General features: G+C 68.8%; 14 protein-coding genes. 10 read left to right on the top strand and 4 right to left on the bottom strand.

Going from position 1 to position 12,468, the window contains the following annotated elements; translation table 11 throughout:
• Positions 1-23: 23 nt before the first annotated feature.
• Positions 24-443: a hypothetical protein gene (locus Q5716_RS03305; RefSeq protein WP_305001663.1), complete on the top strand. Its 420-nt coding sequence runs from the start codon at positions 24-26 to the stop codon at positions 441-443.
• Positions 440-1,288, top strand: coding sequence for an SDR family oxidoreductase (locus Q5716_RS03310; protein ID WP_305001664.1), 849 nt, complete (start codon positions 440-442; stop codon positions 1,286-1,288). The genes Q5716_RS03305 and Q5716_RS03310 overlap by 4 nt, the downstream gene beginning before the upstream one ends.
• On the opposite strand, the gene Q5716_RS03315 is transcribed toward Q5716_RS03310, so the two are convergent.
• Together Q5716_RS03315 and Q5716_RS03320 are read right to left on the bottom strand one after the other, a co-directional pair.
• Entirely contained in the window at positions 1,285-2,019 is a 735-nt protein-coding gene (locus Q5716_RS03315; protein ID WP_305001665.1) for an ABC transporter permease, read from the bottom strand. The genes Q5716_RS03310 and Q5716_RS03315 overlap by 4 nt on opposite strands.
• Positions 2,016-2,738, bottom strand: coding sequence for an ABC transporter ATP-binding protein (locus Q5716_RS03320; RefSeq protein WP_305001666.1), 723 nt, complete (start codon positions 2,736-2,738; stop codon positions 2,016-2,018). The genes Q5716_RS03315 and Q5716_RS03320 overlap by 4 nt, the downstream gene beginning before the upstream one ends.
• Before the next feature lie 69 nt (positions 2,739-2,807).
• Here Q5716_RS03320 and Q5716_RS03325 point away from each other — a divergent pair, with 69 nt between their 5' ends.
• Together Q5716_RS03325 and Q5716_RS03330 are read left to right on the top strand one after the other, a co-directional pair.
• Positions 2,808-3,374 carry a LemA family protein gene (locus tag Q5716_RS03325; RefSeq protein ID WP_305001667.1) on the top strand — a complete coding sequence of 189 codons (567 nt, stop codon included), beginning with the start codon at positions 2,808-2,810 and terminating at the stop codon, positions 3,372-3,374.
• Between the two features lie 21 nt (positions 3,375-3,395).
• Positions 3,396-4,271 carry a M48 family metallopeptidase gene (locus Q5716_RS03330; protein WP_305001668.1) on the top strand — a complete coding sequence of 292 codons (876 nt, stop codon included), beginning with the start codon at positions 3,396-3,398 and terminating at the stop codon, positions 4,269-4,271.
• Here Q5716_RS03330 and Q5716_RS03335 read toward each other — a convergent pair.
• Entirely contained in the window at positions 4,268-5,461 is a 1,194-nt protein-coding gene (locus tag Q5716_RS03335) for a winged helix-turn-helix domain-containing protein (protein ID WP_305001669.1), read from the bottom strand. The two genes, Q5716_RS03330 and Q5716_RS03335, sit on opposite strands and share 4 nt — an antisense overlap.
• Positions 5,462-5,624: 163 nt before the next feature.
• On the opposite strand from Q5716_RS03335, the gene Q5716_RS03340 reads away from it, so the two are divergent.
• From Q5716_RS03340 to ilvA, 6 genes are all read left to right on the top strand, one after another.
• Positions 5,625-6,752 (top strand): ABC transporter substrate-binding protein, encoded by a 1,128-nt coding sequence (locus tag Q5716_RS03340; RefSeq protein ID WP_305001670.1) that lies wholly within the window; start codon positions 5,625-5,627, stop codon positions 6,750-6,752.
• A 49-nt stretch (positions 6,753-6,801) separates the two neighbouring features.
• Entirely contained in the window at positions 6,802-7,641 is an 840-nt protein-coding gene (locus Q5716_RS03345; RefSeq protein ID WP_305001671.1) for an ABC transporter permease, read from the top strand.
• Positions 7,638-8,456 carry an ABC transporter permease gene (locus tag Q5716_RS03350; RefSeq protein WP_305001672.1) on the top strand — a complete coding sequence of 273 codons (819 nt, stop codon included), beginning with the start codon at positions 7,638-7,640 and terminating at the stop codon, positions 8,454-8,456. The genes Q5716_RS03345 and Q5716_RS03350 overlap by 4 nt, the downstream gene beginning before the upstream one ends.
• On the top strand, positions 8,453-9,526 hold the full coding sequence (locus Q5716_RS03355) for an ABC transporter ATP-binding protein (protein WP_305001673.1): 1,074 nt from the start codon (positions 8,453-8,455) through the stop codon (positions 9,524-9,526). Before Q5716_RS03350 ends, Q5716_RS03355 begins: the two co-directional genes overlap by 4 nt.
• Before the next feature lie 76 nt (positions 9,527-9,602).
• Positions 9,603-10,742: an AI-2E family transporter gene (locus tag Q5716_RS03360; protein WP_305001674.1), complete on the top strand. Its 1,140-nt coding sequence runs from the start codon at positions 9,603-9,605 to the stop codon at positions 10,740-10,742.
• Positions 10,735-11,973: a threonine ammonia-lyase gene (ilvA, locus tag Q5716_RS03365; protein WP_305001675.1), complete on the top strand. Its 1,239-nt coding sequence runs from the start codon at positions 10,735-10,737 to the stop codon at positions 11,971-11,973. Before Q5716_RS03360 ends, ilvA begins: the two co-directional genes overlap by 8 nt.
• A 6-nt stretch (positions 11,974-11,979) precedes the next feature.
• Here ilvA and greA read toward each other — a convergent pair whose 3' ends face one another.
• Positions 11,980-12,468 (bottom strand): transcription elongation factor GreA, encoded by a 489-nt coding sequence (greA, locus tag Q5716_RS03370; protein ID WP_305001676.1) that lies wholly within the window; start codon positions 12,466-12,468, stop codon positions 11,980-11,982.

Raw genomic sequence — 12,468 nt, forward strand, 5'->3', positions numbered from 1 at the left:
TCGCGCATTGCTAGCATCCCTTCATGACGGAAACTCTCGAGCCAGTCGACGCGACTGCGCCATCGGCACCAACGCCGGTATCGCCCCGCGAGGGTGTCGGCAAGGTTGCTCTCACTGCGTCCATAGTCCTCTTCGCCGTGTCGCTACTCCTCTCGATCGTCTTGGGCGTCATCGGCGCACCGTACGTCGACCGTTCTTCAGGCATCCCGTCATTCCAATTCCGAACCGGCGATCCAGACCCAGTGGTTTCGATGCTGGGGTTGCTCAGCCCGCTCCATGTCTTGTTGGGCTCGCTTGTAGGCGGCTGGGTGATCGTGCAGTCGATCGTCGCGATTGCTGCAAACCGCGGTCGGCGACAGGGCGTGATAGCGCTCGTGCTCGCGGTGGTCGCACCCGTCGTGTCACTCGTGGTCTATCTGCTCATCATGCTGCTGCCGCGGTGACCGAAGTGAAGAGCGTGCTCGTCACGGGAGCATCTACGGGAATCGGCCGGGCGACTGCACTGCGACTGGACCGCGCCGGTTTCGCCGTGTTCGCCGGCGTCCGGCGGTCCGAGGATGCCGAGGCCCTGGCCGCGGACGGCTCGGAGCGACTCGTCCCGGTCCTGCTCGACGTGACCGTCGACACCCAGATCGCCGAGGCCGCCGCGCTCATCGCCGAGCGGGTCGGCGACGCCGGCCTCGACGGGCTCGTGAACAACGCGGGGATCGCGGCCGCGGCGCCGCTCGAGTTCGTGCCCCTCGACGAGCTCCGGCACCAGCTCGAGGTGAACGTCGTCGGCCAGGTCGCGGTCACCCAGTCGGTCTTGCCGCTCCTCCGCTCCGCTCGAGGGCGCATCGTCAACGTCACGTCGATCGGCGGCATCATCGCCGGAGGGATGCTCGGCCCCTACAACGCGTCGAAGTTCGCCCTCGAGGCGATCACCCACGCCCTGCGCAACGAGCTCGCGCCGTGGGGGATCGAGGCGATCGCGATCGAACCGGGACAGATCGCGACACCGATCTGGAGCTCCGCCTCGGACCGCGCCGACCGGATGCTCGAGCGCATGCCCGGGCGGGCTCACGAGCTCTACGGCAGAGCGATCGCCGGCGCCCGCAAGTACGCGAAGCGGGCCGCCGAGTCCGGCATCTCGCCCGACGAGGTCGCCGCCGCCATCGAGAAAGCGCTCACGGTGCGCCGGCCCCGCACCCGGTACACGGTCGGCACCGATGCGCTCCTCGGCGCGACGCTCCTCGCCCGACTCCCCGACCGCACCCGCGACCGCATCCTCTCGGGCCGTCGCCGCTAGGGCGTACGCCGACGAAGCGTGATGGAGCCGAGCACGACCGCGCCGAACGCGAATGCGCCGAGAATGAGGAGCTTGCCGCCGACGTAGGCTGCGTCCTCCGAGTCCCGTGCGACGGCGTTGAGGGCGTCGATCGCGTGGGAGAGCGGCAGCCAGTCCGAGACGGCCTGGAGCACGTCGGGCATCTGCGCCCGCGGCACGATGATGCCCCCGAGCAGCACTTGCGGGAAGACGATCGCGGGCATGAACTGCACGACCTGGAACTCGGTCGCCGCGAACGCGCTCACGAGCAGTCCGAGTGTCGTGCCGAGCACGGCGTCGGCGAGGGCTACGGCGAAGAGCAGCCAGATCGAGCCCTCGATCGTGAGGCCGCACACCCATACGGCGAAGGCGGTCGCGATCGCAGCTTGAGCGATCGCGAGCAGTCCGAAGGCGATCGTGTAGCCGAGGATGAAGTCCAGCTTCGCGATGGGCAGCGTGAGGAGCCTCTCGAGCGTGCCGGTGCGCCGCTCGCGGAGCGTGGTGATGCTCGTGACCAGGAACATGATGATGAACGGAAACAATGCGAGCATCGCCGGCCCGATCTGGTCGAAGACATCGGTGTCCACGAAGATCCAGGCGATGAGGCCGATGAGCAGGCTCGGCACGACGAGCATGAGGCCGATGGTGCGCGGGTCGTGCCGGATCTGCGTGAGCACGCGGCCGGCGGTGGCGAGCGTTCGGCGAGGGCTCATGCTGCGTCCGACTTTCGGATGAGCTCGAGGAACGCGGCCTCGGCATCGGCCGCCCCCGTGGAGGCGAGCAGCTCGGTGGGGGAGAGATCGGAGAGGAGCGAGCCATCCCGCATCAGCAGCAGTCGGTCGCAGCGGGATGCCTCGTCCATGACGTGGCTGGAGACGATGAGTGTCGTTCCCGCCGCTGCCAGTTCCCGGAAGATCGCCCAGAGGTCGTTGCGCAGCACCGGGTCGAGACCGACGGTCGGTTCGTCGAGTACGAGCAGCTCCGGCTGGCCGAGAAGCGCGGCGGCGAGGGAGGCGCGGTTGCGCTGCCCGCCCGAGAGAGAGCCGACGAGGCGGTCGGCCTCCGCCTCGAGGCCGGTCTGCTCGAGCGCGCGGTCGATGTCCGACCGCGGGGCGCCCATGATGGCGCGGAAGTAGGCGAGATTCTGGCGCACGGTGAGGTCGTCGTAGACGCTCGCTGATTGTGTCACATAGCCCACCCGCCCACGGAGGGCGCGCGATCCCGCCGGAGAGCCGAGTACCAGCACCTTTCCGGACACTCGGGCCTGTACGCCCACGATCGAGCGCATGAGGGTCGACTTGCCGGACCCGCTCGGACCGAGCAGCCCCGTGAGGGATCCGCGTGGGATGCTCAGGCCGAGACCGTGCAGGACTTCGTGTCGCCCGCGGCTGACCCGGAGGGCATCGACAGTGACGACGGCATCGCTGCTCATGGCGGTGAGCATAGTCCTCACGCCGTTTTCTCGGCGTACGTGATGCTCGCTCGCCCTATAGTTGTCGGCATGGAACTGCTCATCATCATCGGCGTCATCGTCCTGCTGGTCGTCATCGTGGGGATCTACCTCTGGTCGACCTACAACTCCCTCGTGACGCTCAACGTGCGCGTCGATGAGGCGTGGAGCGACATCACCGTCCAGCTCAAGCGTCGAGCCGACCTCCTCCCGAACCTCATCGAGTCGGTCAAGGGCTACGCCGCCCACGAGAAGGGCGTCTTCGAGAGCGTGACGAAGGCGCGCGCCGAGACCCTCGCGGCCCAGTCGCCGGCGGATGCGGCGGTCGCCGAGAACCACATGCAGCAGGCGCTCAAGTCGATCTTCGCGGTCGCCGAGGCGTACCCGCAGCTGCAGGCGAGCCAGAACTTCCTCCAGCTGCAGGCCGAGATCGTCGACACCGAGGACAAGATCCAGGCGAGCCGTCGCTTCTACAACGGCGGAGTGCGCGAGCTCAACACGAAGATCAAGGTGTTCCCCAACACGCTGTTCGTGCGCGGCCTCGGCTTCACCGAGCGCGAGTTCTTCGAGGTCGCCGACTCGGCGGCCATCGCGGAGCCCCCGCGCGTGCAGTTCTAGTCACCCGCGACGGGAGACTAGATGTATCGCGCGATTGCGAAGAACAAGCGCAACACCGTCTTCATCATCCTGCTGTTCATCCTCATCATCGGCGGCCTCGCGGCCCTCGCGGCGTGGATCTACCAGGATGTGACGATCGTCATCATCACGCTCGTCATCGCGACGGGGTATGCGCTCATCCAGTACTTCGCGGCGGGGAGCCAAGCGCTCGCTCTCAGCGGCGCGCGCCAGATCCAGAAGGCGGACAACCCGCGGCTGTACCGGATCGTCGAGAACCTCTCGATCACGACGGGCACCCCGATGCCGAAGGTCTACATCATCAATGACCCGGCGCCGAACGCCTTCGCGACGGGGCGCGACCCCGAGCACGCGTCGGTGGCCGCGACTACGGGGCTCCTTGAGATCATGGATGACTCCGAGCTCGAGGGCGTCATGGCACACGAGATCGGTCACGTGCGCAACTACGACATCCGTGTCTCGATGATCGTGTTCGGTCTGGTCGTCGCGGTCGGCTTCATCGCCGACATGCTCTTGCGGCTCGCGTTCTTCGGAGGCCGCAACTCCAACAACAACAACCCGATCGTGCTCATCTTCGGGCTCGTCGCCTTCCTCGTCGCCCCGCTCGTCGCCGCGGTCGTTCAGGCGGCGGTGTCGCGGCAGCGGGAGTACTTGGCGGATGCGACGGGTGCGCTCACGACCCGTCATCCGGATGCCCTCGCGAGCGCACTGCAGAAGCTCGCCGACTACGGCCGCCCGATGGTGCGCCAGAACTCGACGATGGCGCACATGTGGATCGCCGATCCGACGAAGCCGGGCCTCATGGACCGCCTCTTCTCGACCCACCCGCCGATCCCGGACCGCATCGCCCGCCTCGGGAAGATCGGCAGCGGCTTCTAGCGCTGCCTCGCGGCGCTGTAGTGGGCGGCGAGTTCGGCGATCAAGTCGCCGCGGTCGGCGAACTCCACCGACCCCAGGCCCTGCCAGGCCGCCGTCTCGTCGAGCAGGGCGACGACCCGGTCGAGGTCGACGGATGCCTCGCCCTCCCGCCACGCCGACTGCACCCGCAGCACCCCCGCCTGCCGGTCGGACTTGAGGTCGATGCGCCCGACGAGTGCCTCGTCGATGAGCAGCGGCAGGGTGTAGTAGCCGAACACTCGCTTCGGCGCGGGAGTGTAGATCTCGATCCGGTAGTGGAAGCCGAACATGCGCAGTGCACGGTCGCGCTCCCAGACGATCGGGTCGAAGGGGGAGAGGAGCGCGGCGGCCTCGATGCGACGCGGGATGCGCGCGTCGCGGTGCAGGTAGGCCGGAGCATCCCAGCCGTGTACGTGAACCGGCAGCAGCTCGCCCGAGTCGACGAGGTCGCGGATCGCGGCCTTCGTCGGCGCCTGCAGGAGTCGGTAGTAGTCGGCGATGTCGGAGACCGTGCCGATGCCGAGCGCCCGTGAGCCGAGTCGCACGAGCTCGCGCACAGCGTCGTCCTTCGGGATCTCACGGCCGAGGAGTTCCGGGGGCACGTGGCGCTCGGCGACGTCGTAGCGGCGCTCGAAGCGGGTGCGACCGGCGACGACGACCTCTCCCCAGAAGAAGAGGGTCTCGAGGCCGGTCTTGACGTCCGACCACCCCCACCACGGGCCGCTGCGCTTGTTCGCGTCGTGCTCCACCTGGCCGGAGGTGAGGGGGCCCTTGTCGCGCAGCTCTGCTCGCAGGAAGTCGAGCATCTCCGGATGCTCGCTCGCCCACGGCAGGAAGCTCTTGTGCGTGCGCCACTTCTGCATCGACCAGTGCCACAAGGGGCGGTGCTCGATCGGGATGACCGCTGCCTGATGCGCCCAGTACTCGGTGTAGCCCGATTTCGGTCGGAAGGTGAGGCGGTCGAGGAGGGACTTGTCGTAGGGACCGAGTCGCGCGAAGAAGGGCAGGTAGTGGCTGCGCTCGAAGACGTTGACGGAGTCGAGCTGCAGCACCGCCAAGCGCTGCAGGGCGAGGTTGAGCTGGCGCGTGCCCACTGGACCGCGCGGGCGCCCGAACCCCTGGGCGGCGAGAGCGATGCGCCTCGCCTGCGCCGCGGAGAAGCTGTCCACCACGCGGTCGAGCCTAGTGACCGCATCCGACACGACCTGTTCCCGATCCGTTCACCGAGGTGATGCCGTCTCGACCGGGGGCGTCCGTAGCGTTCCCCGTCGAGGCCACCGGTACCCACTGCCCGCACACAGCGCGGACGGCCGGCGGCCCGATGGAGGAAACCCCTTGATCAAGAAGCGCATCTTCGCGGGTGTGGCGCTGGCCGCCGCTGCCGCGATCACGCTCTCCGCCTGCTCGACGGGCACCGAGACGCCGGCGGGCGACGTCGACGCGGCCACCGCGACCGACATCTCCGCGTTCGGGGACCTGGCCGGCCTCGAGGCCGCCGCCAAGGCCGAGGGCGCGCTCAACGTCATCGCGCTGCCGCGCGACTGGGCCAACTACGGCGAGATCCTCGACCTGTTCGCCGAGCGCTACCCGGAGATCACCATCACCGAGGCGTCGCCCGACGCGTCGAGCGCTGAGGAGATCCAGGCGGCGGAGAACCTCGCCGGCCAGGACACCGCCCCCGACGTCTTCGACGTGGGTCTCGCGGTCGCCCTCAGCAGCACGGACTACTTCGCGCCGTACAAGGTGCAGGCGTGGGACAGCATCCCGGACGCGCTCAAGGAGTCGAGCGGCCTCTTCGTCGGCGACTACGGCGGCTACATGTCGGTCGGCTATGACCCGGATGCGGTTCCCGCTCCCGAGTCGCTCCAGGACCTGCTCGGCCCGGACTACGTCGGCAAGGTCGCCATCAACGGTGACCCGACCCAGGCCGGTGCCGCGTTCGCCGCGGTCGGCATGGCGACGGTTCAGAACGACGGCACGCTCGACGACTTCCAGGCGGGCATCGACTTCTTCTCGGAGCTCAACGCCGCGGGCAACTTCCTGAAGATCGACCCGACCGACGCGACCATCGCCTCGGGTGAGACCCCCGTCGTCTTCGACTGGGACTACCTCAACGCGGGCTACGCCGCGTCGCTCGAGGGCCAGCGCAACTGGGAGGTCGTCGTCTTCCCGGGTACCGCCTACGCGGGTTACTACAACCAGGCCATCAACAAGGATGCTCCGCACCCCGCCGCCGCGCGCCTGTGGCAGGAGTTCCTTTACAGCGACGAGGTGCAGAACCTCTGGCTGAAGGGAGGCGCCCGTCCGGTTCTGGCCGACGCCATGGCCGAGGCCGGCACGATCGACGAGGACCTCTTCGCGCTCCTGCCCGTCGTCGACGGCGAGACGGTCGTTCCGACCGCCGAGCAGAGCGAGGCAGCCGGTGCGCTCCTCGGTGAGAAGTGGGCCGCAGCTGTCCAGTAACACCACCGCAGTCGGTGCCCCGCGACGTTCGCGTCGCGGGGCACCGCTGATGCGGTACCTCGGTCTCGCGCCCTTCGGCGCGTACGTTCTGCTGTTCCTCGCACTCCCGACGCTCCTCGCGGTCGGGACCGGATTCGTCGACGGTGACGGTGCGCTCACTGCCTCGAACATCGAAGCGCTCCTGGACCCCGTCATCCTGACCGTGTTCTGGAACTCGATCTGGCTGTCGGCCCTGACCGCCGTGACCGGCGCGGTCCTCGGGGCCCTCGTCTGCTACGCGCTCCTCGAGACCCGCCCCGATGGCGTACTGCGCTCGATCGTCGACTCGGCGAGCGGCGTCCTGGCCCAGTTCGGCGGCGTCATGCTCGCGTTCGCCTTCGTGAGCCTCATCGGCATCCAGGGGTTGCTGAGAGTCATCCTGCAGAACAACTTCGGCATCGACATCTACGCCGACGGGGTGTGGCTCTACGAGGTGCCGGGGCTCGTGCTGCCGTACATCTACTTCCAGGTACCCCTCATGATCATCGTCTTCCTGCCCGCGCTCGAGGCTCTCAAGCCGCAGTGGGCCGAGGCATCCGCCACCCTCGGCGGAACACGGGCGACCTACTGGTGGCGCATCGGCATCCCCGTGCTCATGCCGTCGTTCATCGGCTCCCTCCTGCTGCTGTTCGCGAACGCGTTCTCGTCCTACGCGACCGCGGCGGCGCTCACCAGCCAGGGGCAGGGGATCGTCCCGCTCCAGATCCGTGCCGCGCTCACGAGCGAGACGGTGCTCGGCCGCGAGAACCTCGCGGGCGCGCTCGCGCTCGGGATGATCGTGGTCATGACCCTCGTCATGGTGCTGTACTCACGGCTCCAGCGACGCGCCTCGAGGTGGCAGCAACGATGACACGGTCGCTCAATCGCACCCACTCCCCGGCCCCGAGCCGCGCCACGCGGTGGATCATCCTCGGCGCCGTCGGACTGCTCTTTGCGCTCCCGCTCGTCAGCATGGTCGAGTTCACCCTGCGCGGCGGGCTCGAGGGCGGCTACACGATCGACCGCTGGGTCACCGTCTTCACCGGCCAGCTCGGCCCCGAGTTCCGGCAACTGTGGCTGGCCATCGGCAACTCCCTGCTGCTCGCGGCGGTCACCGTGGCGATCATGCTCGTGCTCCTCGTGCCGACCATGATCCTCGTGCAGCTGTCGTTTCCGCGGCTGCGTCACGGCCTCGAGTTCATCTGCCTCCTGCCGATCACGATCCCCGCGATCGTGCTCGTCGTGGGCCTCGCACCCGTCTACTCCGTCGTGTCGCGGATGTTCGGCTCGGGGGTCTGGACCCTCGCCTTCGCGTACGGCGTCCTCGTGCTGCCGTACGCGTACCGTGCCATCCAGGCCAATCTCGACTCGATCGACGTGAAGACGCTCAGCGAGGCCGCGCGGTCGCTCGGTGCGGGGTGGGGCACGGTGCTGTTCCGAGTGCTGATCCCGAACCTGCGCCGCGGCATCCTCGCAGCATCCTTCATCGCGGTCGCCGTCGTGCTCGGCGAGTTCACGGTCGCGTCGCTGCTGAATCGCGTGAACCTCCAGACCGCCTTGCTCATCGTCAACAAGGCGGACCCGTACATCGCGGTGATCTTCGCCCTGCTGTCGCTCCTCTTCGCCTTCGTCCTGCTGGTCGTCATCGGCCGCGTCGGCTCCGTCTCCAGAAAGGTCCGCTCGTGACCAACTCCATCCCCGTCGCCCCGGCGATCGCGACCGCGGAGGGCTCGGGTGCCACCGTCGAGCTCGTCGGCGTCGTCAAGTCCTTCGCGGGCCACCGCGCCCTCAACGCGATCGACCTCGCGATCAAGCCCGGCGAGTTCGTCGCGCTGCTCGGCCCGTCCGGGTGCGGCAAGACGACCGCGCTGCGCGCCCTCTCGGGTCTCGAGGGCATCGACGACGGCAGCATCCTCATCGACGGCGCGGACGTCGCCGCCGTGCCCACCAATAAGCGCGACATCGGCATGGTCTTCCAGTCCTACTCGCTCTTCCCTCACATGACCGTGCAGGAGAACGTGGAGTTCGGGCTCCGGATGCGACGCGTCGCGCCGGGGGAGCGCCGGGGCCGCGCCGCCGAAGCGCTCGACATGGTCGGACTCGCGCACCTCGGCAAGCGTTTCGCGCATCAGCTCTCCGGCGGCCAGCAGCAGCGCGTCGCGCTCGCTCGAGCCCTCGTCACCCGCCCTCGAGTCCTGCTCCTCGACGAGCCGCTGAGTGCGCTCGACGCGAAGGTGCGAGTGCAGCTGCGCGACGAGATCCGCCGCATCCAGACCGAACTCGGCATCACGACCGTGTTCGTCACCCACGACCAGGAGGAGGCGCTCGCCGTCGCGGACCGCGTCGCGGTGATGCGGGAGGGCGTCATCGAGCAGATCGGCACTCCGGAAGAGCTCTACACCACTCCGGCGACGGCCTTCGTCGCCGACTTCGTCGGCCTGAGCAATCGAGTCGCGGGCGAGGTCGTCGGGGGCAAGGCGCTCGTGCACGGCGTCGCGCTCGAGCTGCTCGGCGAGCCCCAGCCAGACGGTCCCGTCACGGTCTACATCCGGCCCGAGGATGTCGCGCTCGCGAGCGAGGGCATCCCCGCGACGGTCATCGCCTCCAGTTTCCTCGGCTCCCTGCGCCGCACTCGGGTGCGGCTCGCCGACGACAGTTTTATCTCGATCCAGCACGACGTCGACCTCAAGCCGCAGGCCGGGGAATCGGTACACGTGCGACTCAAGGGCGCGCCCGTGAGCGCCGTCCCGCGGTAGGCCGGGGCGGGCAGCGATCGGCGGGATGACGCGCACGCCTGAGCGGGCTCACGGCCAGGGAATCTAGACTGGCCGCGTGCCCCTTCGCCGCAAGACCGAACCGCCCCTCACCCCCGAGGAGAGCGTGCCCCCCGCCCTGAAGATCGCCGCGGCGTTCTCCTGGCGCATCCTCGTGGTGCTGGGGGTGGTGGCGGTGCTCGTGTTCCTGGTCATCCAGTTCCGGTACATCGTGATCCCGTTCCTCGTGGCGATCCTGCTCGGCGCGCTGCTCGTGCCCTTCGTCAACTTCTTGCGGCGGCACAAGTGGCCGAAGTGGCTCGCCGTCGCCGTCGCGATGCTCGGCACGCTCGGCATCGTGGCCGGGCTCATCGTTCTCGTCGTAGCCCAGGTGCGTGCGGGCTACCCGGACCTCCAGGACAAGACCGTGCAGGCGTACGACGACTTGCGTGCATGGCTCGCGGAGTCGCCGCTGCACCTGAGCGAATCGGACATCAACGCCTACATCGGTCAGCTGTGGGAGACGCTGCAGCGCGATGGCTCCGTGCTCTGGACCGGGGCGCTCGAGGCTGGCTCCACCGCGGGTCATGTGCTCGCCGGCTTCCTGCTGACGCTCTTCGCGACGCTCTTCATCCTCATCGACGGCCGCCGAATCTGGACGTGGATCGTCGGCCTGTTCCCGCGTCGCGCTCGGCAGGCGGTCGCGGGCTCGGGAGAGGCGGGATGGATCACCCTCACGACGTTCGTGAAGGTGCAGATCTTCGTCGCCTTCGTCGACGCCGTCGGCATCGGGCTCGGGGCATGGATCCTCGGGCTCTTCTACGGCGGATTCCCCCTCGTCATCCCGATCGCCGTCGCGGTGTTCCTCGGCTCGTTCATCCCCGTCGTCGGCGCTCTCGTGACCGGCACGCTCGCGGTGTTCGTCGCCCTCGTCTACCTGGGGCCGATCCCCGCGGTGATCATGCTCGGCATCGTGCTGCTCGTCCAGCAGGTCGAGGGCCACGTACTGCAGCCGCTCGTGCTCGGCACCGCGGTCAAGGTCCACCCGCTCGCGGTCGTGTTCGCCGTCGCGGCGGGTAGCTTCACGGCCGGCATCGCAGGCGCCCTGTTCGCCGTCCCCGTCGTCGCCGTGCTGAACGTCATGGTCAAGTACCTCGCCGACGGCGGGTGGCGCACCACTCCCCATCCCACCGCACAGGATGTCCTCCCGAATGCCTGATCCCGTTCTCGTCGGCCCCTCCCTTGCCGAGTTCCAGGAGGCGCGCGAGCGCATCTCCGCCGTCGTCACTCAGACCCCGCTAGAGAGCTCGCACTACTTGAGCAACGTCCTCGGTGATGCGGTCTACCTCAAGTGCGAGAACCTTCAGCGCACGGGGTCCTACAAGATCCGCGGGGCCTACAACCGGCTCTCCCGGCTGTCCGACGAGGAGAAGGCTCGAGGGGTGGTCGCCGCCTCCGCGGGCAACCACGCGCAGGGCGTCGCCCTCGCCGCTCGGGAGTTGGGCATCCGGGCGACGATCTTCATGCCGGTGGGTGTGCCGCTGCCCAAGCTCCAGGCGACGAAGGACTACGGCGCCGATGTCGTGCTGCGCGGGCACACCGTGGACGAGCCGTTGCGCGCCGCCGCGGAGTTCGCCGCGGAGACGGGAGCCGTGTTCATCCACCCGTTCGACCACGTCGACGTCGTGACCGGCCAGGGAACGCTCGGGCTCGACATCCTCGATCAGCGGCCCGACGTCGAAACGGTCGTCGTGCCGATCGGCGGCGGCGGACTGATCTCAGGAGTCGCGAGCGCCATCAAGCAGCGCGCCGCGCTCGACGGCCGAACGGTTCGCGTCGTCGGCGTGCAGGCGACCAACGCAGCCGCGTACCCCGTGTCCCTCGCGGCGGGGTCGCCGCGAGATGTCACGATCTTGCCCACGATCGCCGACGGCATCGCGGTGTCCCGGCCGGGTGCACTCAACTTCGAGATCATCGCGGGCACCGTCGACGAAGTCGTCACCGTCAGCGAGGACGAGATGGCGCGCGCCCTCCTCGTGCTTCTCGAGCGGGCCAAGCTCGTCGTGGAGCCCGCGGGAGCGGTGGGCGTCGCCGCGATCCTCGCGGGCAAGATCAGCGCCTCGGGAACGACCGTCGTCGTGCTCTCCGGCGGCAACATCGACCCGATGGTCATGGAGCGGGTCATCAGCCACGGCCTCGCGGCATCCGAGCGCTACCTCAAGCTGCGCATCCCGCTGCCCGACCGGCCCGGCCAGCTCGCGACGGTGTCCGCGCTCGTCGCCGACTGCAACGCCAACGTGGTGGAAGTGCTGCACACCCGGCACAACGGCGGCCTGACGATCAGCCAGGTCGAGCTGGAACTCCACATCGAGACCCGCGGCCCCGAGCACGCCGAGCAGGTGCTCGCGCGGCTCCGGGACGAGGGCTTCGAGCCGCGCGTCGACTTCTAGCCCCGACTACGGGACGTACGTCTCCACCTTCAGGACCTTGACGGCGATGGAACGGCCGTTGGGGGCCGTGTAGCTCGTCTCGTCACCGGCCTTGAGACCGATGATCGCCGTGCCCAGGGGGCTCTGCTCGCTGTACACGTCGAGGTCGGTGTCGCCCGCGATCTCGCGGCTGCCGATGAGGAACGTCGACTCGTCGCCGAGGATCGTCGCGGTGACGAGAGTGCCCGGCTGGACGCTGCCGTCGGACTCCGGGGCCTCGCCGACCGTGGCGGTGCGCAGGAGCTCGGTGAGCTGACGGATGCGCGCCTCGATCTTGCCCTGCTCCTCGCGGGCCGCGTGGTAGCCGCCGTTCTCCTTGAGGTCGCCCTCCTCGCGGGCCGCCTCGATCTTCTTCGCGATCTCGGTGCGCCCCTCGCCCGAGAGCTGCTCGAGCTCGGCGCTCAGGCGGTCGAAGGCCTCCTGGGTCAGCCACGTGACCGAGTTGTCGGTAGCCAC

It is taken from the genome of Antiquaquibacter soli, from assembly GCF_030580675.1.
In the GTDB taxonomy this organism is placed as follows: domain Bacteria; phylum Actinomycetota; class Actinomycetes; order Actinomycetales; family Microbacteriaceae; genus Rhodoglobus; species Rhodoglobus soli.